This is a genomic window from Methylobacterium sp. FW102-HT35C08 (assembly GCF_058790235.1).
Map to the genome: position 1 here is coordinate 1,405,994 of NZ_JBYTCL010000002.1, position 24,525 is coordinate 1,430,518.

The window sequence follows — 24,525 nt, forward strand, 5'->3', positions numbered from 1 at the left end:
GGAAACACTGAGCTCGGCTGAGCGGCCCCTGGGATCGCCGACATGCGCCGGCTCTCACCCCCGACCTCATAGGAAGCCGATCGAGAACCAGGGCACCAGGATGATCGCGGCCAGGCCGACGAGCAGGGCTACGATGTAGCCGACGATCGGCCGCATCCCCACATCTGGATGGATCCGGCTGATGGCGCAGGCCGCGTAGTAGCCGACGCCAAAAGGCGGTGCGAACAAGCCGATGCCCATCGCGAGGATCACCACCATGGCATAGTGGACCTCGTGCACGCCGACCGCACGGGCGATCGGGAAGAGCAGCGGCCCGAATAGCACGATGGCCGGGATCCCCTCCAGCACCGAGCCCAGCACGATGAAGGCAAGGGCCGAGATGGCCAGGAAGCCGAGCGGGCCGCCGGGCAGGCTCTTCATCGCCACGGCGAGCGCCTGCGAGAACCCCGACTGCGTCAAAGCCCAGGCCATGCCGGTGGCCGCGCCGATGATCAGCAGGATTGCCCCCGACAGCGTCGCGGTGGTCACCAGCATCGGCACGAGCCGGCGCCAGTCGAATTGCCGGTAGACGAGGAGTCCCGCGAGAACAGCGTAGACGATGCCAATCGTCGAGACCTCGGTCGCTGTCGCTACGCCTTCGACAACAGCCGCACGGATGACGAAGGGAAGCGCCAACGCGGGTAGCGCCACGGCGAGAGTCTTCAGGATCGCCGTCCGGCTCGGTCGGGCCACGTGGCTCAGATCCTCGTGCCGGTAGCGCCACCAGACCAGCGCGCACAGCGTGATGCCGAGGACGAGGCCCGGTAGCAGGCCGCCGGTGAACAGCGCCGTGATCGACACGCCCGTGACCGAGCCGATGGTGATCAACACGATCGAGGGCGGGATTGTCTCGGTTTGTGCGCCGGTCGCGGACAGCAGTGCGACGAGATCCCCTTCCTTGGCACCGCGCGCCTTCATCTCGGGGAACAGCACCGGCGCGACCGCGGCCATGTCGGCGGCCTTCGAACCGGAGATGCCCGAGACGAGGTACATCGCGCCGACCAGCACGAAGTGCAGGCCGCCGCGAACGTGGCCAAGCAAGCTCGCGAGGAAGCCGACCATGGCGCGCGCCATGCCGGTCATCTCGATCAGCAGCCCGAGGAAGATGAACAGCGGCACCGAGAGCAGGATGAGGTGGCTCATGCCCTCGTCCATACGGCCGACAACGACCATGGCGGGCGCGTGCGTCGTGGTCATCAGGTAAGCGTAGGTGGAAAGCCCGAACGAGAAGGCGATCGGCACGCCGGAGAACACGAGGGCGCCGACGCCGAGGAGAAAGAAGACCAGCAGGTTCAAGTTGCCCATCCCGATGAGCGTGGGCGACAGGACGGCGAGCCCGGCGGCGATGCAGGCGCCGAGGAGGAGTGCCGCCCCGGTCAGGCGCCAGTCGCTCTCCTGCACGAGCCGCACGATAGCGGTCACGAGCATCAGAGCGAAGCCGACCGGCAGGGCGGTGGCGCGCCACGTGTTGGTGAGATCGAGGGCCGGCGTGTGGACCCAGGATTCCTCGACCGCGAACTCGACGGCGGGCTCCAGCAGCAGCCCGACGAGGACGAGGCCCGAGACGGTCGCCAGGGTATCGAGGAAGGCCCTGGTGTGGGATGAGGCCATGCCGACGAACGCGGTCATGCGCATGTGCTCGCCGCGTCGGTAGGCGATGACCGTGCCGAGCATGGCGAGCCAGAGAAAGAGGATCGCGGCGAGTTCGTCCGACCAGACCAGGGGCCGGTGCAGGACGTAGCGGCTGATGACGCCGGCCAGCAGGATCACGATTTCCAGGCCGACCAAGATCGCCGCCGGGATCTCGATCGCCCGGCCAAGGATGCGATCGAAGGCCTGGAGCCGGGATCGACCAACCGCCGTTTCCGAGGAGGCGGACGGGAGGGTTATGTCGAGTTGAGCATCGAGCTGCATGGCAGGCCCCCTCACACGAGTTTTCCGGAGACGCTTTCGAGATGGGCCCAAGCCTCGTCGCCGAGCTTGGTCTTCCAGTCCCTGTAGAAGCTGGTCCGACCCAGGGCGTCGCGGAACGCCTCCCGGTCGGGATCGATGAAGCTCAGGCCCTTCGCGGAGAGCGTCGTGCGCAGGTTCTCGTTGAGCGCCACGATGTCGGTCCGCTCCTCTCCGGCCGAGCGGTCGAGTTCACGGGAGACGATGGCGCGTAGATCCTCGGGCAGGCGCAGCCAGGCGCGCTTGTTACCGAGGATCCAGTAGCCGTCCCAGATGTGCCCAGTCAGGCTGCAGCTCTTCTGGACCTCGTAGAGCCGAGTCGTCGCGGTGATCGGGAGCGGGTTTTCCTGACCCTCGACCACCTTGGTCTGCAGCGCCGAGTAGAGCTCGTTGAAGTTGATCGGCGTGGCGCCCGCGTTCAATGCCCGGAACAGCGAGGTCTGCATCGGCGCCTGCGGCACGCGGATCTTGAAGCCGCGCAGATCGTCAGGGGTGCGGATCTCGCGCGTCGAGGAGGTGATGTGGCGGAAGCCGTTGTCCCAGACCTTCGACACGGCCAGAATCGGTGTGCGCCCGATCTGCTCGCGGACGTAGGCGCCGAGCGGCCCATCCATGGCGGCCCAGACGCTTGGGTAGTCCTTGAAGACGAAGCCAAGATTCGGCAGGGTCGCGACCGGCAGAAAGGTCGCCAGAACCGAGGAGGCGAGGTTCAGGAACTCGACGGCGCCGCTGCGGACCTGGGCCAGCAGATCCGTGTCTCCCCCGAGCTGGTTGGCTGGGAACAGCCGGATCTCGAGGCGCCCGTCCGTCGCATCTCGGATGCGATCGCTGGCCTGCTGCGCGCGGAGGTTGACCGGGTGGGTCGGGTCCTGGCCGGTTGCGAGTTTGTAGACGAACTCCGCCGCCTCGGCGCGCCGCGTTAGGATGCCGAACAGGGGAAGCGCGGCCGCGCTCGCGATGAGGTGGCGGCGGCTGAGAGAAGCCTCTGGCATGTTTCACTCCCTGGTGGTCCGGGCATGCCGTTCGATCCCCGCCGTTCGCGGTCTTTCGGGATCGTCACCCGGTCTCGCGGGATGCGTGGCTCGCCGCCCGTGGCGCCTGATCTGATGGATCGTCGGTTGGAAGGACGTGCCGGTGTTCGGCACGTCCCCCCGCTTCAGCGCTGGCTCAGAGCCAGCCGCGGATGCTGCGGGCCATGGCCTGCGTGGAGATGCCGTAGCGGTCGTGCAGCGTCGGCAGGGCTCCCGCGTCGAGGAACTCGTCCGGCAGTCCGATCTGGCGGTAGCCCGGCGGCACGGTGCCGGTGCGCAGGAGGAGGCTCGCCACCGCCTCGCCGAGACCGCCGACCACCGAGTGGTTCTCCGCCACCACCACGAGCCGGCCGCCGCGGCCGACCTCGCGCAGGACAGTCTCCTCATCGAGCGGCTTGATGGTCGGTACGTGCAGCACCGCCACGTCCACTCGGTCGTTCTCCAGGTCCTGCGCGACTTCGAGGGCCCGCATGGTCATCAGCCCGGAGGAGATGATCAGGACGTCGCGCCCGTCACGAAGGGTCTTGGCCTTGCCCCACTCGAACCGGTAGCCGTACTCGTCTAGCACGAGGGGTACGTTGCCGCGCAGGAGCCGCAGGTAGACGGGGCCCTGATGCTCGACCATGGTCGGCACCACCTGCTCCAGCTCGTGCGCGTCGCAGGGGTCGAGAATCGTGAGGTTCGGCATGCCGCGGAAGATCGCGAGATCCTCGGTGGCCTGATGGCTCGGGCCGTAGCCCGTGGTCAGGCCAGGCAGGGCGCAGGCGATCTTGACGTTGAGGTTCTCCTCGGCGATCGCGAGACAGATGAAGTCGTAGGCCCGCCGCGCCGCGAACACCGCGTAGGTGGTGGCGATGGGGGTGAAACCCTCGCGGGCGAGACCTGCTGCCGCGCTCATCAGGAGCTGCTCGGCCATGCCCATCTGGTAGAACCGGTCGGGGTAGGCCTGCGCGAAGATGTGCAGGTCGGTGTACTTCGCCAGATCCGCCGACAGGCCGACGATGTCGGGCCGCGTCTTGGCGAGTTCGACGAGCGCGTTCCCGAAGGGCGCCGGCTTGGTCCTCTGGCCGGGCGCGGCCAGTGACGCGATCATCGCCGAGGTCTTGGCTCCGCCGCTCGTGCGCGGCGCGGGCTTCTCGTACTTCGAGCGTCTCACTGGAGCCTCCCTTCGTCCAGAACCGCAAGGGCCTGACGCCATTCGCTCGGCTCGACCCGCAGGAAGTGATTGCGCTCGCGCTCCTCCAGGAACGGCACGCCCTTCGCCATCTTCGTGTCGCAGATCACGAGGCGTGGGCAGCTGCCCGCGTGAGCGCGGGCAGCGTCGAAGGCCCGCACGAGCGCGTCGATGTCGTTGCCATCGACGCGCTGGACGAACCAGCCGAAGGCCTCGAACTTCGGCACCAGGGGCTCGAAGTTCAGGACGCCACGGGACGGCCCGTCGGCCTGCATGCCGTTGACGTCGACGATGCCGATTAGGTTGTCGAGGCCGAAGCTCGCCGCCGACATCGCCGCCTCCCAGGTCGAGCCCTCGTCGAGCTCGCCGTCGGAGAACAGGTTGTAGACGAAGCTCTTCGAGGACTTCCGCTTGAGGCCGAGCGCCATACCGACCGCGATGCCGAGCCCGTGGCCAAGCGAACCGCCGGTGATCTCCATGCCGGGCGTGTAGGCGGCCATGCCGGACATCGGCAGGCGGCTGTCGTCGGAGCCGTAGGTTCCGAGTTCGTCTTCCGGGATGATGCCGGCCTCTATCAGCGCCGCGTAGAGGGCGATGGCGTAGTGGCCGATCGAGAGCAGGAAGCGATCGCGCCCCTCCCATTCCGGATCCTCCGGACGGTAGGTCATCGCGTGAAAGTAGCTGACCGCCAGCACGTCGCTGATGCCGAGCGCCTGGGCGATGTAGCCTTGGCCCTGGACCTCGCCCATCAGCAGGGCGTGGCGGCGGATGCGGTAGGCGCGGTCGGCGAGCGAGACATTCGAGCGCTCGCGGGGCTGCGCGTCGAGGAGGGTGTCCATGGGTCCGGTCCTTCCGCTCAGTGGATCAGCATGCCGCCGTTGACGTCGATGACCGTTCCGGTGAGGTAGGCGGACAGGTCGCTGGCGAGGAACAGGCAGGCGTTGGCGACATCGTCCGCGACCCCGAGGCGGCCCAACGGGATGCCATTGATGATCTCGGCGCGCAGCGCGTCGGTGAGCTTGCCGCCGGTGATGTCGGTCTGGATCAGACCTGGCGTGATCGAGTTCACCCGGATCCCGTCCGCCCCGAGCTCGCGCGCCATCGCCTTGGCGAGGCCGAGCACGCCGGCCTTGGCCGCGCTGTAGTGCGGACCGCCGAAGATGCCGCCGCCGCGCTGGGCCGAGACCGAGGACATGCATACGATCGAGCCGGCACGCTGGGCCCTCATGGCCGGGATCACCGCTTGGCTCATGTAGAGGGTGCCACGCAGGTTCACGTCCGTAACGGCGTCGTAGTTGGCCGCCTCAATCTCCATCAGCTTCAGAGGCTGGGTGATGCCGGCATTGTTGACGAGGACGTCGATGCGGCCGACCTGCGCGACAACCTCGTCGGCGGCGAGCTGGCAGGCGGTCCGGTCTGTGACATTGCAGGCGAGGCCAATATGCCCGGGCGCGATCTCGCGGGCCGCCGTCTCGGCCTGACCGGCATCGAGGTCGAGGATGACCACGCGGCCACCTTGAGCCGCGAACACGCGAGCGGTGGCTTTGCCGATTCCTCGCGCGGAGGCCGCGCCGGTGATCACACAGACTTTGTCCTTCAGAAGCATGGCTGTCTCCCTCGTGCACCTGAGGCTGTTGCCGTTCCGGTGCTCGGCTTGTTCCGAGATGGGAGATCGAACCGATGTGCTCGGGCCGCTTGATCGGCCCGGCATGATGCCCGTTCACCTCGCCGTAATCCTCGCGGGATCTTCGGCCGGCTCTGGGTCGTTTCCTCTCATCTCGTTGACAGCACGGTGCCGCAGACGTTTCAAAGCGGCAAACGCGTAGATTTCAGCGCTGGGTGAACTGGATTCATCTGCTTGCGCCGCTGACTGGCGTCAGTGGAGTTCGGGCGGCAGCTCGACGCGGAGTTCGGCGGCGAGCCAGCGGGCGAAGGCGCGCAAGGGCGTCCGCCGTCGCGTCACAGCCGGGAAGACGAGGTGATGCCCGTTGTAGCGAACATTGGTGGCGCACTCGGCGAGTGGTGCGACGAGACGCCCGCTCGCAAGTTCCCGTTCAGCGAGGAGCGTCGACTCGAGCGCGACGCCGAGGCCATCGGCCGCTGCCGTGATAGCCAAGAAGCTACGGTCGAAGCGTAGCCCTGAGGGCGGTGGTGCGCGCAGGTCATTGCGGTCGAACCAGACCGGCCAGCGCACGAGTTTGTTGTCGCTCTGGATCAGAGGTTGGCCGAGGAGGTCGGCGGCCTCGCGGATACTGGCAGCACGCTCCGGATCGCACAGGGGCGTCACCGTCTCTTGGCCAAGCGGCATGACGACGAGTCCTTCGCCGCGCGGTGGCCCGTACACGATGTCGGCGTCGAACTCATCCGTGATGAAGCGGGCGTAGTCCATGCCGGCGGCGAGCCGGACCTCGAAATCGGGATTTCCGGCCATGAAGCGGGCAAGACGCGGCGTCAGCCACTGCGCGGCGAAGCTCGGTGCACAGTGCAGACGCAGCAGTTGCGGAGCGCGCGTCGCGACGAGGTCGAACCCGCGGTTCATCTCCTCGAAGGCGCGGCTGACGTGGTCGAGGAGTGCCTCGCCCGCCGCAGTGAGGGCGATGCCGTGGCTGTCGCGCTCAAAGAGCAACACGCCGAGCGCCTGTTCCAACTTGCGCACCGCGTGGCTAACGGCACTCGCGGTCAGGTTCAGCTCGCCTGCCGCGTCCTTGAACGAACGGCGCCGTGCAGCGGCCTCGAACGTACGGACGGCGGAGAGCGGAACCGGAGGACGCATTTGACGCACGATGATGCCGGTATGGGCCATTTGGCAATCGCTGGCGTCCCAAACTGACCAGAGGAAGAACCCTGATGCCCGCTGTGCTCGGCAATCGAGTGCTGTCGCGGCAAAGCCATCAATCCTTTGCCACGCCGGCTCAGCGATGACGAGCGGGCTGTTTGGTGCCGAAGCTGTAAAGCCCGCAACGGATCACCTGAGACGTTTAGCTGAACGGCGTCGGGCGTCCGCTTATCCCGCCCAAAGTACCGAAGCGGAAAGGCCGAAAACGGCCAGCATCTGCCGCGACGCCCCGCTCGTCCGAATGTCCCAGATGGATGGATTTCTGCCGGTCCATTTCTGAGTGGAATCGCATGCAAGCGGACGTTGGCGCTTCGCTCGCTTCCGATACGTAGCGGCCACTAAGAGCGCGAATGGTTGCTGCGATTGGATAGCAAGAAGCGGGATGCGACACACCACGCCGAGCTTTATAGGCACGGTCCGGAGGTGCGCACATGACTACGTTTCGATGTGTTGCGATTGCGACAGAGACGGCCGATCGCTTTCGAAGCAGTGGAACAGATGACCGAGGCAATCGAGTTCGTAGGGTCGTCGCATCAGCCAGTGACGGGTTTCCATGCAGGCATTGCCTACAAATCGCTCGTCCCGGAGAGACTATGCTGCTTGGATCCTACAATTTACCTCAACCGCTTGGCATTTATTGGGCACCCAGCCCGATTTTTCTTCATGAGACAGATTGCTCCCGTCACGAGGCGATCAACGAAGTTGCCCCCATCGTGCAAGCGAACCCACTTGTTTCAGTAAGAGCGTATGATGCAGACCATCAATGCCTCTACGATCTGGGACACGTTTGTCCAGGTGACGATGTCGGCGATCCTCTCCAACGTGCTCTTACTGACCTGCGCACTAGTTTCGTAAACATCCATACAGCGCGACCCGGGTGCTTATTGTCGCTTGTGGAACGCGTGTGCGATTGAGGGGTGTGTTTTGAGATTGCCAATGCGAGGCGATGACCGCTTCCGGGAAGAGCCGGCAACTGTGGGTACGGCTGACATGGCTCGTATGCGGAACATCCACGTCCTGATCGAAAGCCAAAGACCGGCTCCCACCCGTTGCAGACCTCATGAGTGGAAACCAACTGTCAGAATTCGACCACTTGGACGGATGTCTTAGACCTGGGCTGCACTCGACATGTGAGATAGCTCTCTCGACGGTTATCCCGGTGTCTTTTCTCCCAGAAACGGCAGGAGCTCGTCAGGTTGGAAATCACCAGGGGACTAACGAACTCAGCCCCTGAACCCTGTCAGGCTGATGCCGCCACGGTATCGGCCACCTCGGCCCTGCGGGTGCCGAGTGGCTCGGGCGCACCGGTGGTGGTGTCTTCGGCCGTCTGGTGCTCCATCTCGGCATTCAGTTCGGCGCCAAGAAGCACGATAGTCGTCGAGATCCAGATCCAGGTCATGAAGCCAATGACGGCTCCGAGCGAACCGTAGGTCTCGTTGTACTTGCCGAAGCTCGACACGTACCAAGAGAACAGCGCCGAGACGGCGATCCAGAGGAAGGCCGCCACGGCGCTCCCGGACGTCACCCAGCGCCACTGTGCGGTGTTCCGGCTCGGACCGTAGCGGTAGAGCAGCGCTAGGCTTCCCAGAACCACCAGCAACAGGATTGGCCAGCGGGCAAGCGCGATGACCCACTCTATCGAACCCAGGTTCAGGAAGGCCAGGGCCGCCGGAACCACTACGATGCCGACGAGGGCCAGAACGACGAAGAGAAGCGCGCCGCCTGTGAAGCTCAGCGAGCGTAGGTTCAGCCAAACGAAGTTCCGCTTCTCCTTCTCGTCGTAGACGATGTTGAGCGCGTCAAAGATCGCCTTCATGCCGCCGTTCGCGCTCCAGATCGAGAGAAGGATGCCGAAGGCGGCCGTGAAGCCGAGGGTGCCGCCGCCCTTGGCCGCGATGCGCTTGACCTGCTCGCCGACGATGTCGAGCGCGCCGCTGGGCATGATACCTTGAAGGCTGGCAAGCTGGTCGTTGATGGTCCCGGGGTCGGCGATGAGGCCGTAGATCGAGACCAGGGCGCCGATGGCAGGGAACAGGGCGAGGATGGCGTAGAAGGTGACGCCGGCCGCGACCAGCAGGACCCGGTCGTTACCGAACTCCTGCAGCACGCGCCGGCCGATGTCCCACCACCCCTTGGCTGGGATCTCGGTCGGGCTCTCGGCCTTGCGGCCCCGGTCCACCTCGTTGTCGGCGACACGCTCAGCCGCCTGACCTTCATGCGCCGCCGGCCCGTCCTCGGCACCCAGACGCCCGGCACCCTTCGCCCTCGGTGGCGCGGCGCCGCGGCGCGGGAGTGCCACCACTCCGAGGAGCGCGGTCCCGAGGAAGATCGTCCACGCCATGGATGTCGCCGCGGAGGACGAGCCACCCGGAGGTGCCTTGGTAACACTCGTCATGGGCCGGCCTTCTGGTGGTGCCTAAGCGGAAGGCTCGGCCGACGAAACAACGTCCGCTTCAACGGTTCGTTGCTGCAATGTCATACCGGTATTCACGATATCGGACCGCTGGCTGGCCGAACTCGTGGAGAGGCATATTGCCGGGGTGATGAGGCCGCATCGGACTAGCCGGATGCGGCGGGCAGCGAGCTCTGCCGGTCAAGGGAGCGACCGCCACGTCAGCCCGAAGCCCGGGATGATGATCGTGAGCAGGAGAAGTGCGCCCGGGCGGTGCTGCAGGACTGCTCGCGCCAAGCCATGACGGTGCCGGCCAACAGACTGCCGAGGTTATGCCCGCGATGTCGTCGGCGGCGTCGAAGACGGGTCCGAAACGGGTCCAGGCGCGTTGAGGGCCTGCGTCGGGAAGCCGGACGCCAAGTCCTGGGGGTTCCTCGCATGCCGACCGACGATGCCGTTGCCGTTCGACCACCCGCCCAAGTTCCCCCGCCACTCGTGCCTGGGCTTCGTGGCCTGCTGACACTCGCCGTCGCGGTGGTGCTCATCACCGCGCTCTACTTCGGGCGCGAGGTGTTCATCCCACTCGTGCTGGCGGTGCTCCTCAGCTTCGTGCTGGCGCCGGTGGTCAACCTGTTGCGGCGGATCAAGCTCGGACGGGTCCCGTCTGTCATCGTCGCCGTCCTGCTCGCCCTGGCCGTCATCGGCGGCATCGGTGCCCTTATCGGCACGCAGGTCGCCGGGCTTGCCGGCAACCTGCCCCAGTACCAGGCCACCGTGCAGAAGAAGTTCACCAGCCTGCAGCAGGGCTGGCTCGGAGACGCCAATCGCGTCCTGCAGAAGTTCAGCCACCAAGTCCACGACGCCACCCAGAAGGCCGATGCCGCCGGCACCACGGCTGCGACTGGTCAGGGCGGCGACACGCCGAAGGCTCAGCTCGTTCGGGTTCAGGAACCCGAGATTTCGCCCCTTGCGCTGGCCGAGAGGGTGCTCGGGCCCATCTTCGAGCCTCTGACCACGGTCGGCATCGTCCTCGTCGTCGTCGTGTTTCTGCTTCTTCAGCGCGAGGACCTGCGCAACCGCATGATCCGCCTGTTCGGATCGAGCGACCTGCACCGAACCACCGTCGCCATGGATGACGCGGCGGGACGCCTCGGCACCTACTTCTTGGCCCAGCTCGGCATGAACGCCGTGTTCGGCGTCATCATCGGCGTAGGTCTCTGGTTCATCGGCGTACCCAATCCCCTGTTATGGGGTGTGTTCTCCGCGCTGATGCGCTTCGTGCCCTACATCGGCGCCTTCATCTCCGGCATCCTGCCTCTTGCCCTGGCCGCAGCCGTCGATCCAGGCTGGTCGATGGTCATCGCCACCGCGGCCCTGTTCCTGATTGCCGAGCCGCTGTTCGGGCAGGTCATCGAGCCGCTCCTCTATGGGCACTCGACCGGGCTGTCCCCGTTTGCCGTCATCGTCTCAACGCTGTTCTGGGGCTTTCTTTGGGGGCCAATCGGTCTGATCCTGGCAACCCCTTTCACGGTCTGTCTGGTGGTCCTCGGCCGCCACGTCGACAGCCTGGAGTTCCTCGACATCCTGCTCGGCGACCGACCTCCGCTGACGCCGGTGGAGAACTTCTACCAGCGCATGCTCGCCGGCGACCCCGACGAGGCCCGAGATCTCGGGGAAGCGATGCTCAAGGAGCGCTCGCTGTCCTCGTACTACGACGAGGTCGCGCTGAAGGGCCTGCAGCTTGCCGCCAACGACTTTGCACGCGGCGTGGTGACACCCGTGCAGCTGGAAAACATCCGCGCGTCTGCAAGGTCACTGGTCGAAGACTTCGAAGACCATCCTGACGTTGAGCCTGCGGGTGACAGCAAGGCGGTCAATCCGGGTGAAACCCCGACGCTCGCCGAGCGCGCCCACCCGAAGAACGAGGCCGTGCCCGGCCAAGCGCCGCCGCGCGAGGCCCTCCCGGAGGCGTGGCGCAGCGAGACGCCCGTACTGTGCGTGGCGGGACGCGGACCTCTCGATGAGGCCTCATCCGCGATGCTGGCCCAGTTGCTGCGCAAGCACGGCCTCGGCGCACGGGTTGTGTCTCATGGTGAGGTATCGCGTGAGCGCATCCGCGACCTCGACCTGACGGGCGTGGCGATGGTGTGCATCTCTTACCTCGACATCACCGGTAACCCGGCGCACCTGCGCTACCTGCTGGAGCGCTTGAAGCGGCGTGCTCCGGGCATACCGGTTCTCGTCGGGCTTTGGCCGGTGGGCGAGAGGGTGCTCACTGACGCCGTCGTGGGACGCGAGGTCGGCGCCGACGCCTACGTGTCGTCACTGAGGGAGGCCGTGGAAGCATGCCTCAGACTGGCTTCGGCAGAGGCAACCTCGTCGAGGGTCGCTGCCTAAAGGGCCTTCTGGCGATTGCTGTGGCATCTGACGTCGAGCGTACCGCCCCGGGCTGCATCATCACCGCGACACGGCTGCATCCACGTCCGCGTGTACTGGATTGCGCGGGTGCGACGCCGGATGCAGGAGCTGCCTCAAAGGACATGCTGGAAGTTGTGCGACGATGCATCGACGCCACAGCGCACCCCGGCTGCCGGATACGCACCTACGTCTGAGCCGGGTGGATTTCTGCCTGTCTGCTTCCGAGCAGCAGAGGCATCAGAGCGGACCTTCAAGCGTCGAACTGCGCTCCGACGTGCCTCAGATGTAGGTAGTTCGGGGTGAACAGCGCCGCTCGCTCCAGAGCCTCCAAATCTGGAATGGTCAACCTGCGCCCCCTCAGCTCAACCAGCTTCTGCCTGCGCAGCGTCTGCAGCACGCGGTTGACGTGCACCGGCGTCATGCCGATCACGTCGGCCAGATCGGTTTGCGTCAGAGGCATCTCGCAGCTGTCCCCCTGCGTCAGCCCGATCGCGCGCAGGCGGTAGAACACCTCGCAGAACAGATGGGTCAGTCGCTCGACCGCAACGCGCCGGCCGAGGTTCAGCACCCATTCCCGCTGCATCGCCGCGTTCACCAGCGACGCCCACCCCAGCGCCCGCGTCACGTGCGGATGAGCGGTCATCATCGCTTCGAACGCCGCTGGTGGGATCTCAACCAGCGTCACGTCGTTGAGCGCACCGATCGAGTGATCCATCTCGGACAGCACGAACACGTTGTGGTCGCATAGGTCGCCGGGCAGCAGCAGGGCCACCACCTGGCGGCGCCCGTCCGGCAGTTGCTTGTAGCGGTAAGCCCAACCCGAGAGGACGAGGCGGACGGTCTGCGGGGCGTCGCCCTCACACACGATGTCCGTGTCCGGCTGGTAGCGGCGTACGGGCTGGCTCGTCAGCGTGTGCAGCGCCCGCTGGTCTTCATCCGAGAGGCGCGCGAACTGCTCAAGCTTGGTGACGAGGGGGTTCTGCATAGGATCCTCCACATCGTGAGCCGAATGCGCTGAGTGCCGCAGTATTTGCCGCGTCTAACGCATGTGAAGTCGGATCGTCCCAACGTGTGTTACGGCCGAGGATCGTCGCTTGCTTTGCGCGGCCGCCGCGAGGCTCTGGTGCCCCTGTTTTACTTCCACCTGCGCACGCCCGACGGCCTCGATCCCGACGAGGATGGTCTCGTCATGGCAGACCTGGAGACCGCCTATCTCCAAGCCTGCGCCTCCATCCCCGACATGGCCGCCGAACTCGTGCACACGGGCCTCAGCCCGATGCCCTACAGCTTCGTCATCGCCGACGCCGCCGGTGAGACGCTGATGGAGGTGCCCTTCGCCGAACGCATGCGCGACCCGGGGCGGCCGACACGGCCGAACCAGCATGCCCGTGCGCGACGGCTGTCGGGCGAGATCGCGGAGGCGATCGGCGCGGCGCGTGAAACGTTGCAGCACTCCCGCGAGATCCTCGCCCGCGCCCGCCGTGAGCCTTGAACGCAGCCTTGACCGGACGATGGACACGCGGCACCCCGCTGACCAGTGAGGCCTTGTCCTCACCGACCTGGATCGTGCTGACCGCCTCCGCCGCGCCGCCGGGCTCCTCTCAACGAGATCGTAGACCCTGCTGATGGCCGACGACACACCCCGCTTCCCCATCGTCGGCATTGGTGCCTCGGCCGGCGGCGTCGAGGCGCTCGACACCCTGTTCTCCGGCCTCGGTCCCGACGGCGGCCTCGCCTACGTCATCGTCACCCATCTCAGTCCGGACCGCGAGAGCCTTTTGCACGAGGTGCTCGGCCGCTTCACCCAGTTGACGATCGCGGTCGCAGCCGACGGGATGCAGATCGAGCCCGGGCACGTCTACGTGCTGCCCGCCGGTGCCATCCTGGGCCTCAAGGACGGACGCCTCACGATCCGCGAGCCCGACCCGATCCGGCGCGAGCGCAACCCGATCGATCTGTTCTTCAGCGACCTGGCTAAGGAGTGCGGCGAGTACGCGATCGGCATCGTCCTGTCGGGCGGCGGCTCGGACGGCACGCTCGGGATCAAGGCGATCAAGGAGCGCGGCGGCCTGACCTTCGCGCAGGTTGCCGACGGCACCAAGCCGCGCCACCCCGACATGCCACGCAGCGCCATCGCCACCGGGCTCGTGGACTTCGCGCTCCCCGCCGACGAGATCGGCGCCAAGCTCGCCGACTACGCCCGCAGCTTCGGGGTGATCGAGGATCTCGAAGGCTCCTCCGCTGAGGCGGCCACCGCCGAGATCTACGCGCTGCTGCGCGATCAGCTCGGCCACGACTTCTCCGGCTACAAGGCCAAGACCTTCGCGTCGAGTGCAGCGGCGCATGCAGGTCGCCCGCATCACCCGGGTCGAGGAGTACGTCGAGCGCCTGCGCCGGGACGGCGATGAGGTCGTGGCGCTGCTCCGCGACCTCTTGATCAGCGTGACCAACTTCTTCCGCGACGCCGGTGCCTTCGAGGCGCTCAGGACGGAGGTGCTGCCGCGCGTGTTCGAGGGCCGCGGGGCCGGCAGCACGATCCGGGTGTGGGTGCCCGGCTGCGCCACGGGCGAGGAGGTGTACTCGCTGGCCATGCTGATGCGCGAGTACATGGACGGCCTGCGCACCGTGCCGCGGGTGCAGATCTTCGCCACCGACATCGACGATCCGGCACTCAGCGTGGCCCGCGCCGGCCGCTACCCGGAGGCGCTGCTCGACACGGTCTCGCCCGAGCGGCGGGCACGCTTCTTCACGGCCGACGGCGGCTCCTACGTGATCACCAAGGAGGTGCGCGAGCTGTGCGTGTTCTCGCCCCACAGCGTAATCCGCGACCCGCCGTTCTCGCGCATCGACCTCGTCTCGTGCCGCAACCTGCTGATCTACTTCGGTCCGGAGGTGCAGGCGCAGGTTATCCCGATCTTCCACTACGCCCTGCGCCCGCGCGGGCACCTGTTCCTCGGCACGGCCGAGAACATCAGCCAGTTCACCGACCTGTTCACGACGCTCGACAAGAAGCACCGCATCTTCCAGGCCCGGGAGACCGACCGGCTCGCCGTACCGCTGCCGCTGGTGGTCACCGGCACGCAGCCCGCCCCGTTCGGCCGCACCTCGTCCTTCAGCCGCGGACTACGGCCGGTCTCCCCGAGCAACGAGGCCGGGCCGCCGCTGCGCCAGGTCGTGGAGAGCCACGTCGTCGAGCGCTTCGCGCCGCCACACGTCGTGGTCGACCGCGACGGCGACGTGGTCCACTACTCATCCCGCACGGGCAAGTACCTGGAGGCGTCTGTTGGGCTGCCGAGCCGACAGCTGCTGACGCTGGCGCGCCGCGGCCTGCGCCTCGACCTGCGCTCGGCGCTGCGCGAGGCGATCGAGACGCGCAGGCAGGCCCAACGCGGGAACCTCGCCGTCGAAGGTGAGGAGGGGCGGGTTCAGGTGGTGTCGGTCACGGTCGAGCCGCTGCCGCAGGGGGACGGCGCCGAGCCTCTGCTCCTAGTGCTGTTCCACGATCAGGGCCCGTCGCTGAGCCGGGCGGAAGCCGAGCAGCGCGACGCGCGGCTGCACCCGGACGCGGACGCGATGCAATTGGAGCGCGAGCTGCGCGACACGCGCGAGCGGCTGCAATCGATGATCGAGGAGTACGAGACCGCGCTGGAGGAGCTGAAATCGTCCAATGAGGAGCTGATCTCGGTCAACGAGGAGCTGCAATCGACCAATGAGGAGCTGGAGGCATCCAAGGAGGAGCTGCAATCGCTGAACGAGGAGCTGCAGACGGTCAATCACGAGCTGAGCGGCAAGATCGACGACCTCGACCGGGCGAATGGCGACCTGCGAAACCTGTTCACCGCCAGCGGTTTGGCCACGGTGTTCCTCGACCGCAACCTGGTGATCCGGACGTTTACGCCGGCGGTGGCGCGGTTCGTCCCGATTCAGGAGGGTGACCGCGGCCGGCCGCTGACCGACTTCGCCGTGCGTCCGGCGTATCCAAGCCTCGCGGAGGACCTGCAGAGCGTGTTAGCCGGCGGATGGGAGATCGAGCGCCGGATCGAGCCGCCCGAGCAGGAGGCTGGCCAACACCACCTCGTGCGGATCGTGCCCTACCGAATACAGAAGGATGCGATTGAAGGCGTGGTCGTCACCTTTGTGGCGGTATCGTCGGTCGGGTGAAGGAGTCCGTAAGTCGCCACTGTTCGATGGGGCCTCAGGTTGGGCCGCTTCAAGGAGCTTGCCGACGATCGAGAGCATTTGCGCGAACGTCTGCATTCCACCCCGAGTGGAAGATGCCGGAGGGCTGACGAACGGCCGCTTTGGAGAAACGCCGACGGCGCTCCGAACGACCAAGTTGGGTCGGTAGCGTAGCGGAGTTCGTCGATCCGGGCGCTTCGGCCACCGACGACAACCGGCCGGAGTTCCAGAAGATGATCGAGCGGGCGACCGACGACGATCGTCCCTTCGACGCCATCGTCGTCCACTCCTACTCGCGCTTCTTCCGAGACAGCTTCGCGATGGAGATGTACGAGCGCCGCCTCCGTAAGGTCGGGGTGCGGTTGATCTCGATCACCCAGGAATTCGGCGACGACCCCGGCCAAGTGATGGTGCGGCGAATTTCCAGCCTGTTCGACGAGTACCAATCCCACGAAAACGCCAAGCACGTGCTGCGCGCCATGAAGGAGAACGCACGGCAGGGCTTCTACAACGGTGCGCCGGTGCCGCTTGGCTACACGGTGGTCGAGATCGAGAAGCGTGGCGCGCGGATCAAGAAGCGCCTGGCCGTAGACGCGATCGAGGCCGAGACGATCAAGCGGATCTTTCGCCTCTACCGCGAGGGCGACGGCACCTCGGGACCCTTGGGCGTCAAGGCGGTTACCTGCTGGCTGAACGAGCGCGGTTACCGCACCCGAAAAAGTGCCCGCTTCGGCGTCGCGACCACCCACGGCATCCTGACGAACCGGGTCTACGTGGGCGAATGGGTATTCAACCGGCGCTGCTCGAAGACGCTGGCCGAGAAGCCGAAGGCCGAGCAGATCTCGATCAGCGTGCCGGCGATCATCGAGCTGTCCGAGTTCGAGGCGGTGCAGGCGATCCTCAAGGCCCACAACCCGAGGGTCACACCGGCGCGTGTCGTCACCGGCCCGATCCTGCTGACGGGCCTGGCCACCTGCACGACCTGCAACGGCCCGATGACCCTGCGCACCGGGACGTCGAGATCGGGACAGGTGCACAAGTACTACAGCTGCTCGACCCATGGCCGGATGGGCAGGACCGGCTGCACCGGTCGCAGCATTCGGATGGACACGCTCGACACTCTGGTGACCGACCGTCTGGTCGCCGAGCTGCTGCAGCCAGATCGCCTGCGGGCGACGCTGGCTTCGCTGTGGTCGCAACGGGACGAGAAGGCGGCGCAGGTCGAGGGACGCGTGGCGGCGCTTCGCGGCGAGGTCGCGAGTGCGGAAGACAAGCTGAAGCGGCTGTACCGGATGGTCGAGGAGGGGATGACCGACCTCGACGAGATCCTGAAGGACCGGCTCAAGACGCTGAAGGACGAGCGGGACCAGGCAGCCGCAGCGCTCGACCGGATCCGGGTTGCCGAGCGTCCACCGAGGGAGATCGCGCCTGAGCTGGTCGAGCGATTCGGTCGGCTGATGCGCGAAAACGTGACGGCGGGAGAAATCCCGTTCCGCAAGGCGTGGCTTCAGGCGATCGTCGACAGGGTGGAGGTTGGGGCGGACGTGATCCGCATCGTGGGCGACAAGGCCAGCCTGGAGACGGCCATCGCCGGGGCAGGATTATCACCCACGCCCAGTGTTCGCAGTTTTGTACGTAAATGGCGCACCCGACACGATTCGAACGTGTGACCTTTGCCTTCGGAGGGCAACGCTCTATCCAGCTGAGCTACGGGTGCAGGCCGTGGCCATTCCCTAGCCCAACGGCGCCGCCAGCGCAACGGCGGCAATGCGATCGTGCTTCGCCGATGGGTCGGCGCAGATCCCGCCTCGGTGTTGCCCCCGGGCCCTTGCCTTCGCGCCCTGTTTCCAGGCCCCTGGACGCCGTCAGACAGATCGCGGAGCGGGTCCAGGTGGTGGAGGCGGCAGGTGGCCAGGTGCGGAGGGCGAACAATTTCGGGTCGCTGCGCCTCCTGTTCGCGGTCCTGGTGATCCTCGCCCACGCCCCCGAACTCGTGGACGGCGACCGCTCGCGCGAGCTGCTCACGCAGATCTTCGGCACCCTGTCGCTCGGCGAAGTGGCGGTCGACGGCTTCTTCCTGGTGAGCGGCTACCTGATCACCGCGAGCTATCGCGCCAAGCGCTCTTTCGGCGACTTCGTGCTGCGGCGGGTGCGGCGGATCTATCCGGCCTTCGTGGTGGCCTCGCTCCTCTGCATCGCCATCGTCGCCCCGTTGAGCGGCGGCGATCTCGCGGCGGCCTCGCCCCTGCAGACCCTGCTCCGGCTGTCGCTGCTGCTGATGCCGGTCGTGCCGGGCGCCTTCGCGGAGCTGCCCTATCCGCTGCTCAACGGCGCGATGTGGACGATTCCCTGCGAGTTCGGCTGCTACCTGCTGCTCGGGCTCGTCGGCACGGCCCGTGCCCTGCAGCGGCGCGGGCGCTACCTCGCCCTGATGGCGGGCCTCGGCACGCTGCTGGCCCTGCGCTGGCTCTACCTGCCCATCGGGCATCCGGGCGACGCGCTCGGCTCCCTGTCGGAGATGATCCGCCTCACCTTCGTGTTCGCCTGCGGCGGCGCCTTCCGGCTGTTCGCCGACCGGATCGCCTATACCGGGCGCGGCGCGGCCGTGGCCACCCTGCTGCTCCTGCCGCTGATGTTCAGCCGGCCGCTGGCCGAGCCGGCCTTCGCGATCCTCGGCGGCTACCTGATCTTCTGGTTCGCCTTCGCAGTGCGCCCCAACGCCCTCAGCCGCGCCACCGCGCAGATCGATCCCTCCTACGGGCTCTATCTCTACGCCTGGCCGCTGCAGAACCTGCTGATTGCCCGCATTCCCGGGATCTCCCCCTGGACGGTGGCGGGCCTGGCGCTGGCGGCCGCCATCCCCCTCGGGATCCTGAGCTGGTACCTGGTCGAGCGCCCGATGCTGCGGGATCGGCCGGGCTCGGGCGGCGCGATCCGGCTGGGCGCCGGCGAGGCCGTGCCGGCGGCGCCTGCACTCGGCCGCTGAGGCTCCGGTAACCCCCGGGCCGTTCGCGGGTTTCCGGGGGGGCGGGGCGGCAGGACGGGGGCCGGGGATGTCAGAGACCATCGATCGCGGGACGCTCGACCGGCTGATCGCCCGGGGGCAGGCCACCGGGGCGCTCGCGGCGGACGACCTGCGGGCCGTGCTGCCGGTGGAGCGCATGGAGGTCGACGACCTCGTCCTGGTGATGCTGGAACTCGAGGCGGCCGGAATCAGCGTCGAGCCCGAGGCCTTCGGGCCGCCGACGGACAGGCCGGTCTCGACCGCGCTGACCCTCCCGGCGCGGGATCCCGGGGCGCCATCCCCGGTCCGGCGGACGGAGGGGGCCGGCACCGCTTCATCCGGGGCGCGGGATCCGGCACCTGTTCAGGCCGCCGGACCGGCCCGGGCTCCGGACGAGGCCGACGGCGCCACCCAGGCCGTCGTGCTGGCAGGCCTCGCGACGCTGCTGATCCTGGGCGCCGTGCTGCTGATGCTGTGAGACACCGGGGCGGAACGCTTCGGCCGGCGGCTCCGTTGGCCCGGGGCTGCCCAGCGCCTGAGAGGAAGAGTCCGCACGATGCGCCAACACCCCGACGGAACCCTGGCCCTGCTGGTCGCGGCCCTGCGCGCGGGAGCGGCCCATATCGAGGCGCTGCTGGAGCTGGCGCGGACCGAGACCGACGGCAACATCCGGGCGATCGTGTCGCTCATCGGCATCGTCGGGACCATCCCGATCCTGCTGATCGTCATCTTCTTCCTCGGCCTCGACGCCGTGGTGAAGCTGCTGGCGGTCCCGCTCGGCTCCGAGGCGCCGGCGGCGCTGATCGTCGCCGCGCCGTTCCTGATCGTGGCCCTCCTGCTCGGCTGGCTCGGGGCGCGCCGGATGGCGCTCTCGAACCTCGAACCCTGGCGGACATGGCGGCAGGTGAAGCGGGACGCCCGGGAGATCGCGCGGACCACGAGGGCGTGACGCACGGGCAGCCGCACCCGCCCCGCATCGTCCCGTTGCCCGGCACCGGGCGGCAGGCGGTCCCGGCCACCCCGCGCGGGCGATGCGGCGCCTAGCGCGTCGGGACCAACATCGCGCTGAGAGCCGGTTCCAGCGGCACCTCAAGATCGCAGCGCAAGCCCTTGGTCTCAAAAGCGAGTTCGACGATGCCGTCGAGCTCGCGCCGGACGCCGCCGGCGATCAGGCGCGTCCCGAAGCCGCTCCGGGTCGGGGCCTGAACCGGGGGCCCGCCGCTCTCCTGCCAAGTGAGCCGCAGGCGCTGCGCCCCGGCCTCGGAGGCGACGAGCGACCATCCGACCCGGACGCGCCCCTCCGGCACCGAGAGCGCGCCGTACTTGGCGGCGTTGGTCGTCAGCTCGTGGATGGTCATGCCGAGCGCCAGGACCTCCCGGGGCGACAGCGACACGGCCGGCCCGTCAAGGCCGATCTGGTCGTCGCCGGTCCGGTAGGGGCTGAGCTCGTTCTCGAGCACCTCGCGCAGGGGCGCGCCGGTCCAGGCCTCGCGGGTCAGGAGATCGTGGGTCTTCGACAGGGCCAGGATCCGCGCCTCGAGGGCCTTCTCGGAGCCGCGTGACTGGCGGGCGAGGGCTTGCACGGTGGCGAGCGTGTTCTTCACCCGGTGGTTCAACTCGTGGAGCATCGTCACCTGCAAGTCCTGCATGGCGTGCCCGCGGTGGATCTCCGCATGGAGGTCGTCGGTGCTGCGCTGGAGCGTGCCGGCCATGGCGTCGAGCTTGCTGCCGAGCCGGCCGAATTCCGTGCTGCCGCGCAGGCCGGTGCGGGCCGCGAGGTCGCCGGCCTGCCACGCCGCCGCCGTGCGCAGCAGGCGCTCGATCGGGCGACGGATGAACATCCGCCCGGCCATCAGCGCGGCCGCCAGGGCCAGCACAGCGCCCAGCGCGATCAGCACCAATCCCCGCCGGGTGGCGGCGTCGATATCCGCGAAGGCCGTCGCGCAGTCGCGGCCCACCGCCACGCGCACGCCCGCGAGCGGTCCGCCCGGCGTGACGGTGGCGATGATCCGCTCCCGGCCGTCGAGGCCCGCGGCAACGCGCACATCCGCACCCTGGGCTTCCAGCATGGCGACGCGCTCGGGCGGGATCGGCTTGCCGATCCAGGCCGCCGCGTCCGGGCGCCGGGCGATGATCAGGCCGTCGCGATCCGTGACGGTGATCGCCGTCTCGTCCTGGTGCAAGGCCTGCGCCAGGTGGTCGGAGAGCCAGTCGAGGTCGACGGCGGCCAGCAGGACGCCCCGGGGGCCGCCATCCGCCTGCGCGTCGTGTCCCACGGCCCGGGCGAAGTGGATCGAAGGACGATCCGAGACGTGGCGCATCGTGTAGCCGCCGACCGCGAAGCCGTCCGCCCCCAGGGCGCGGCGGTGATCGGCGCGCACGCCGCCCGCGGCGGCGCCCGGGCCCGAGCCGGCGCTGTCGCAGACGGGGCTGCCGTCGGGGTCGGTCAACGCGAGAAGGAGGATGTGCGGGAGCCGCGCGGCGGACCGTTTCAGGGAGGCGCCGCAGGCGGACGGATCGCGCGCCTGCACCGACGGATCACCCGCGATCAGGTCGAGGGCCTGCCGCATCCGCTCGGCGATCTGCGCGAAATCCTCCGCGACGGCCCGGGCGCTGGCGAGGGCGTCGGCGCGCAGGGCGGCGTTGCGGCTCGCCCGCAGGGCGACCTCGTTGTAGCCCTGGATCGCCAGGGCCGGGGCGAGCGCCAGCAGGACCAGCAGCAGGATCCGCGTGGTGAGCGACATCGGCGATCAGTCGAGGCCGGCGATCATCGCGCGCACCCGCGCGGCTGCCCGGCCGAAGGCGGTCTCGTTCGGCGGCCCGGCCACGCGCCCGCTCTCCGCCGACTCGTCCGCACTCATCGGTTGCGTCCGGCGCCCGATCGCGGGGCGCCGGACGCGGCCGGCCGATCGGAGATCGCGGGAGCGAAGGCGGGACGCCGTCTCATCCCGGCCTTGTTGCAGAACCGGCCCGCCCTTGCCAGTGCACAGGCAGGCCCGCCTCGCGGCCCGGCGGGACCGATCGTCTCAGGGACCGCCGGACGCCGGTTCTGCCACGCCAAGCCCCATCATCCCGGGTGCCCGCGGGGCGGGCCGCGCAGGCGATCGCCCGGGAGGCCCGGGTTAGGCAGCCGTCAGCGGGCGAAGCCCGGAGCACCGCCCCCTCGCGACGCCGCGACGCCCCGGCTCACCACTTGTAGCTGACCTTCGCCAGCACCCGGCGGGCATCGCCGTAGAAGCACGACACGTCCGACTGGCAGGAGGCGACGTAGCGCCGGTCGGCGAGGTTCGAGGCGTTCACCTGGAAGCGCCAGTTCTCGTAATCGTAGTGCACCTGGGCGTCGAACAGCACGTAGTCGGGCACCCGCAGGGTGTTGCCGACATCCGCGAACGAACTGCCGACGTAGCGCACGCCGCCGCCGAAGCCGAAGCCGCGCCACGGCCCGGTCGGGATGGTGTAGTCGGCAAACAGCGAGGCCAGGGTCTGGGGGATGTTGACCGGCGTCTTGCCGACCCGCACCGGATCGGGATCCTTCAGCGTGGTGAAGTCGAACTTGGTGAAGGACGCCACGAGGTTGAGGCCGTCGGCGACGTTGGCCACCAGCTGCGCCTCGAAGCCGGTGGAGCGCACCGCGCCGACCTGCGTCTGGAACAGCGTGTTCACCGGGTTGGGGGTGAGCACGTTGTTGCGGTGGATGTCGAAGCCCGCCAGCGTCAGGAAATAGCCCTGGCCGGGCGGCTCGAACTTGACGCCGCCCTCGACCTGATCGCCGGTATCGGGCCTGAAGGCCCGGTTGTTGATGTCGGTGCCGATCTCGGGCTGGAACGAGGTCGCGTACATGATGTAGGGCGCGAGGCCGAAGTCGAAATTGTAGATCGCCGCCGCCCGGTAGGTGAAGGCGCTGTCGTTGCGGCCGTTGGTGTTGGCCGGATTCAGGCGGTCGTAGACGGTGTTCTGGACGAAGTCCTGGCGGCCGCCGAGGATCAGAGTCAGCTCCGGCGTGAGCTTGATCTGGTCCTGGAAGTAGAGGCCGACCTGCTGGAACGAGTCGGCGTTGATCAGGTAGGGCGAGGCCGAGACCGTCTGCGGGCCGTAGACCGGCGCGAAGATGTTCAGGTTCGGGCCGGGGAAGCCCGAGGCCTGGTTGTCGTGGATCTGGAAGTTCCGGTACTCCACGCCCACCAGGAAGTCGTGCTGGAAGAAGCCGTCGGAGAACTTGGCCTCGGCCTGGGTGTCGACGTCGAGCTGCGCGATCTTGGCGTGATCCCGGAATAGGTAGCGGGCGAGCTGGGTCTGCAGCGGGTCGGCATAGCCGAGCTGGCCGATATACGAGTTCTGGTAGCTCTGCGTGAACGCGTAGCGGGCGTTCTGGCGCACCGCCCAGGTATCGTCGAAGACGTGCTCGAACTCATAGCCGATGAAGGCCTGGTCGCGCTGGTAGGTGTTGAAGCCGGCATCCCCCACGTTGAGCGAGCGCGGGATGCGCAGGCCCAGCACCGTGGGCCGCGCCGTGCCGTAATAGGGCAGGAAGTTCGAGGTCACCGCCGTGTTGTCGTGCTGGAAGCTCGACAGCACCGTGAACTTGGTCGACCCGTCCGGCTTATAGGTGAAGGCCGGGGCGATGTAGTAGCTGTCGTCCGGCGCGCCCTGGACCTGCGTGCCGCCGTTGCGGGCGTAGCCGGTCAGGCGGGTGAACCAGTGCCCCTCCTTGTCGGCCGGGCCGCCGACGTCGAAGGCGGCGTAGCGCTGGTCGAAGGAGCCGCCGCCGACCTCGATATAGCCGAACGGATCCAGGGTCGGGCGCTTGCTGATCTGGTTGATCAGGCCGCCGGGATTGCCGGCGCCGAACAGTACCGCGGAGGGGCCGCGCAGCACCTCGATGCGCTCCAGGCCGAACGTGTTCACCCGGCTGTAGGCGAAGCCGAAATTCAGGAGCTGCAGGCCGTTGAGGTAGAGGCCGTAATCGCTGACCACGAAGCCGCGCAGCTGGAAGAAGTCGAGGCGCGTGTCGGCGCCGAAGGTGCCCGCATAGGTGCCGGCGACGTACTGGGTAGCCTGGGTCAGGGTCTGGGCGTTCTGGGTATCGAGCTGCTGGCGGCCCACCACGGTGATCGATTGCGGCGTCTCGATCAGCGGCGTGTTGGTCTTGGTCGCGGTGGCCGAGCGCTTCGCCACGAAGCCGTCGATCGGTCCGGTCGGGCTCTCCACCGCGCGCGCGGCCGCTCCGGCCCGGGCCGCCGAGACCGGTGCGCCGCCGCCCTGACTCTCGACGCTGAGTTCCTCGAGCTGCACGCTGCTCCCGGCCGGCGGGCTCGAGACGCCGCGGCGCGGCGGCGTGGCGTCCTGCGCCAGCGCCGGGCTCGCGGCAGCCTGCGCCAGGACCGCGAGCGAGGCGCCGGCCAGAAGGGCGCGCAGGGTGGGGCGCCGGGTGGGGCGCCTGGCGCCGGGACGGGGGTGAGCGACTCTCATTGTACCTAGCCGTGTGCGACGCCGCGGGCAGCC

The 24,525-nt window shown here is 68.0% G+C and carries 19 protein-coding genes and 1 tRNA gene; 9 read left to right on the forward strand and 11 right to left on the reverse strand.

Annotation, left to right across the window (positions count from 1 at the left end):
- Nucleotides 1–66: 66 nt before the first annotated feature.
- The 6 genes from AC3WSN_RS06855 to AC3WSN_RS06880 all read right to left on the reverse strand — a co-directional run bounded on the left by AC3WSN_RS06855 (nucleotide 67) and on the right by AC3WSN_RS06880 (nucleotide 6,967).
- Nucleotides 67–1,953 carry a TRAP transporter large permease gene (locus AC3WSN_RS06855; protein ID WP_492536845.1) on the reverse strand — a complete coding sequence of 629 codons (1,887 nt, stop codon included), beginning with the start codon at nucleotides 1,951–1,953 and terminating at the stop codon, nucleotides 67–69.
- Between the two features lie 11 nt (nucleotides 1,954–1,964).
- On the reverse strand, nucleotides 1,965–2,981 hold the full coding sequence (locus tag AC3WSN_RS06860; RefSeq protein ID WP_492536846.1) for a TRAP transporter substrate-binding protein: 1,017 nt from the start codon (nucleotides 2,979–2,981) through the stop codon (nucleotides 1,965–1,967).
- Nucleotides 2,982–3,156: 175 nt separating this feature from the next.
- Nucleotides 3,157–4,176, reverse strand: coding sequence for a transketolase family protein (locus tag AC3WSN_RS06865; RefSeq protein WP_492536847.1), 1,020 nt, complete (start codon nucleotides 4,174–4,176; stop codon nucleotides 3,157–3,159).
- Nucleotides 4,173–5,033, reverse strand: coding sequence for a transketolase (locus AC3WSN_RS06870; protein ID WP_492536849.1), 861 nt, complete (start codon nucleotides 5,031–5,033; stop codon nucleotides 4,173–4,175). Before AC3WSN_RS06870 ends, AC3WSN_RS06865 begins: the two co-directional genes overlap by 4 nt.
- Before the next feature lie 17 nt (nucleotides 5,034–5,050).
- A complete protein-coding gene (locus AC3WSN_RS06875; protein WP_492536851.1) occupies nucleotides 5,051–5,800 on the reverse strand; it encodes an SDR family NAD(P)-dependent oxidoreductase in 750 nt (249 codons plus the stop codon).
- A 270-nt stretch (nucleotides 5,801–6,070) separates the two neighbouring features.
- Complete coding sequence (locus tag AC3WSN_RS06880; protein WP_492543027.1) at nucleotides 6,071–6,967, reverse strand: LysR substrate-binding domain-containing protein; 897 nt, start codon at nucleotides 6,965–6,967, stop codon at nucleotides 6,071–6,073.
- A gap of 494 nt (nucleotides 6,968–7,461) precedes the next feature.
- Between AC3WSN_RS06880 and AC3WSN_RS06885 the strand changes: the two genes are divergently transcribed.
- On the forward strand, nucleotides 7,462–7,944 hold the full coding sequence (locus AC3WSN_RS06885; protein WP_373622768.1) for a DUF1203 domain-containing protein: 483 nt from the start codon (nucleotides 7,462–7,464) through the stop codon (nucleotides 7,942–7,944).
- A gap of 326 nt (nucleotides 7,945–8,270) precedes the next feature.
- Here AC3WSN_RS06885 and AC3WSN_RS06890 read toward each other — a convergent pair whose 3' ends face one another.
- Nucleotides 8,271–9,425, reverse strand: coding sequence for a YihY/virulence factor BrkB family protein (locus tag AC3WSN_RS06890; RefSeq protein WP_492536853.1), 1,155 nt, complete (start codon nucleotides 9,423–9,425; stop codon nucleotides 8,271–8,273).
- A 435-nt stretch (nucleotides 9,426–9,860) separates the two neighbouring features.
- On the opposite strand from AC3WSN_RS06890, the gene AC3WSN_RS06895 reads away from it, so the two are divergent.
- Nucleotides 9,861–11,819: an AI-2E family transporter gene (locus AC3WSN_RS06895; protein WP_492536855.1), complete on the forward strand. Its 1,959-nt coding sequence runs from the start codon at nucleotides 9,861–9,863 to the stop codon at nucleotides 11,817–11,819.
- A 271-nt stretch (nucleotides 11,820–12,090) separates the two neighbouring features.
- On the opposite strand, the gene AC3WSN_RS06900 is transcribed toward AC3WSN_RS06895, so the two are convergent.
- A complete protein-coding gene (locus AC3WSN_RS06900) occupies nucleotides 12,091–12,825 on the reverse strand; it encodes a Crp/Fnr family transcriptional regulator (protein ID WP_492536857.1) in 735 nt (244 codons plus the stop codon).
- A 138-nt stretch (nucleotides 12,826–12,963) separates the two neighbouring features.
- On the opposite strand from AC3WSN_RS06900, the gene AC3WSN_RS06905 reads away from it, so the two are divergent.
- The 4 genes from AC3WSN_RS06905 to AC3WSN_RS06920 all read left to right on the forward strand — a co-directional run bounded on the left by AC3WSN_RS06905 (nucleotide 12,964) and on the right by AC3WSN_RS06920 (nucleotide 17,689).
- Nucleotides 12,964–13,332: a DUF6894 family protein gene (locus tag AC3WSN_RS06905; protein WP_492536859.1), complete on the forward strand. Its 369-nt coding sequence runs from the start codon at nucleotides 12,964–12,966 to the stop codon at nucleotides 13,330–13,332.
- 133 nt (nucleotides 13,333–13,465) lie between these two features.
- Complete coding sequence (locus tag AC3WSN_RS06910; RefSeq protein WP_492536861.1) at nucleotides 13,466–14,248, forward strand: chemotaxis protein CheB; 783 nt, start codon at nucleotides 13,466–13,468, stop codon at nucleotides 14,246–14,248.
- Entirely contained in the window at nucleotides 14,184–16,001 is a 1,818-nt protein-coding gene (locus AC3WSN_RS06915) for a CheR family methyltransferase (protein ID WP_492536863.1), read from the forward strand. Before AC3WSN_RS06910 ends, AC3WSN_RS06915 begins: the two co-directional genes overlap by 65 nt.
- A gap of 140 nt (nucleotides 16,002–16,141) precedes the next feature.
- Nucleotides 16,142–17,689, forward strand: coding sequence for a recombinase family protein (locus AC3WSN_RS06920; RefSeq protein WP_492536865.1), 1,548 nt, complete (start codon nucleotides 16,142–16,144; stop codon nucleotides 17,687–17,689).
- Here AC3WSN_RS06920 and AC3WSN_RS06925 read toward each other — a convergent pair.
- Nucleotides 17,660–17,736, reverse strand: a tRNA-Arg gene (locus AC3WSN_RS06925). The genes AC3WSN_RS06920 and AC3WSN_RS06925 overlap by 30 nt on opposite strands.
- 174 nt (nucleotides 17,737–17,910) lie before the next feature.
- On the opposite strand from AC3WSN_RS06925, the gene AC3WSN_RS06930 reads away from it, so the two are divergent.
- The 3 genes from AC3WSN_RS06930 to AC3WSN_RS06940 all read left to right on the forward strand — a co-directional run bounded on the left by AC3WSN_RS06930 (nucleotide 17,911) and on the right by AC3WSN_RS06940 (nucleotide 19,972).
- Nucleotides 17,911–19,005 carry an acyltransferase family protein gene (locus tag AC3WSN_RS06930; RefSeq protein ID WP_492536867.1) on the forward strand — a complete coding sequence of 365 codons (1,095 nt, stop codon included), beginning with the start codon at nucleotides 17,911–17,913 and terminating at the stop codon, nucleotides 19,003–19,005.
- 67 nt (nucleotides 19,006–19,072) lie between these two features.
- A complete protein-coding gene (locus tag AC3WSN_RS06935) occupies nucleotides 19,073–19,501 on the forward strand; it encodes an RNA polymerase sigma factor region1.1 domain-containing protein (RefSeq protein WP_492536869.1) in 429 nt (142 codons plus the stop codon).
- Between the two features lie 78 nt (nucleotides 19,502–19,579).
- Entirely contained in the window at nucleotides 19,580–19,972 is a 393-nt protein-coding gene (locus AC3WSN_RS06940; RefSeq protein ID WP_492536871.1) for a phage holin family protein, read from the forward strand.
- 91 nt (nucleotides 19,973–20,063) lie between these two features.
- Here the strand turns inward: AC3WSN_RS06940 and AC3WSN_RS06945 are convergent, their stop codons facing one another.
- Together AC3WSN_RS06945 and AC3WSN_RS06950 are read right to left on the reverse strand one after the other, a co-directional pair.
- Nucleotides 20,064–21,767 carry a sensor histidine kinase gene (locus AC3WSN_RS06945; protein WP_492536873.1) on the reverse strand — a complete coding sequence of 568 codons (1,704 nt, stop codon included), beginning with the start codon at nucleotides 21,765–21,767 and terminating at the stop codon, nucleotides 20,064–20,066.
- Nucleotides 21,768–22,209: 442 nt separating this feature from the next.
- On the reverse strand, nucleotides 22,210–24,492 hold the full coding sequence (locus AC3WSN_RS06950; protein ID WP_492536875.1) for a TonB-dependent siderophore receptor: 2,283 nt from the start codon (nucleotides 24,490–24,492) through the stop codon (nucleotides 22,210–22,212).
- Nucleotides 24,493–24,525 lie beyond the last annotated feature (33 nt).

Excerpts from the sequence above, each read along its gene's own strand:
- AC3WSN_RS06855 (WP_492536845.1), bottom strand. The coding sequence starts at position 1,953 with ATGCAGCTCGATGCTCAACTCGACATAACCCTCCCGTCCGCCTCCTCG.
- AC3WSN_RS06875 (WP_492536851.1), bottom strand. The coding sequence starts at position 5,800 with ATGCTTCTGAAGGACAAAGTCTGTGTGATCACCGGCGCGGCCTCCGCG.
- AC3WSN_RS06890 (WP_492536853.1), bottom strand. The coding sequence starts at position 9,425 with ATGACGAGTGTTACCAAGGCACCTCCGGGTGGCTCGTCCTCCGCGGCG.
- AC3WSN_RS06900 (WP_492536857.1), bottom strand. The coding sequence starts at position 12,825 with ATGCAGAACCCCCTCGTCACCAAGCTTGAGCAGTTCGCGCGCCTCTCG.
- AC3WSN_RS06950 (WP_492536875.1), bottom strand. The coding sequence starts at position 24,492 with ATGAGAGTCGCTCACCCCCGTCCCGGCGCCAGGCGCCCCACCCGGCGC.
- AC3WSN_RS06945 (WP_492536873.1), bottom strand. The coding sequence starts at position 21,767 with ATGTCGCTCACCACGCGGATCCTGCTGCTGGTCCTGCTGGCGCTCGCC.
- AC3WSN_RS06880 (WP_492543027.1), bottom strand. The coding sequence starts at position 6,967 with ATGCGTCCTCCGGTTCCGCTCTCCGCCGTCCGTACGTTCGAGGCCGCT.
- AC3WSN_RS06940 (WP_492536871.1), top strand. The coding sequence starts at position 19,580 with ATGCGCCAACACCCCGACGGAACCCTGGCCCTGCTGGTCGCGGCCCTG.
- AC3WSN_RS06860 (WP_492536846.1), bottom strand. The coding sequence starts at position 2,981 with ATGCCAGAGGCTTCTCTCAGCCGCCGCCACCTCATCGCGAGCGCGGCC.
- AC3WSN_RS06915 (WP_492536863.1), top strand. The coding sequence starts at position 14,184 with ATGCAGGTCGCCCGCATCACCCGGGTCGAGGAGTACGTCGAGCGCCTG.
- AC3WSN_RS06885 (WP_373622768.1), top strand. The coding sequence starts at position 7,462 with ATGACTACGTTTCGATGTGTTGCGATTGCGACAGAGACGGCCGATCGC.
- AC3WSN_RS06910 (WP_492536861.1), top strand. The coding sequence starts at position 13,466 with ATGGCCGACGACACACCCCGCTTCCCCATCGTCGGCATTGGTGCCTCG.
- AC3WSN_RS06870 (WP_492536849.1), bottom strand. The coding sequence starts at position 5,033 with ATGGACACCCTCCTCGACGCGCAGCCCCGCGAGCGCTCGAATGTCTCG.
- AC3WSN_RS06895 (WP_492536855.1), top strand. The coding sequence starts at position 9,861 with ATGCCGACCGACGATGCCGTTGCCGTTCGACCACCCGCCCAAGTTCCC.
- AC3WSN_RS06935 (WP_492536869.1), top strand. The coding sequence starts at position 19,073 with ATGTCAGAGACCATCGATCGCGGGACGCTCGACCGGCTGATCGCCCGG.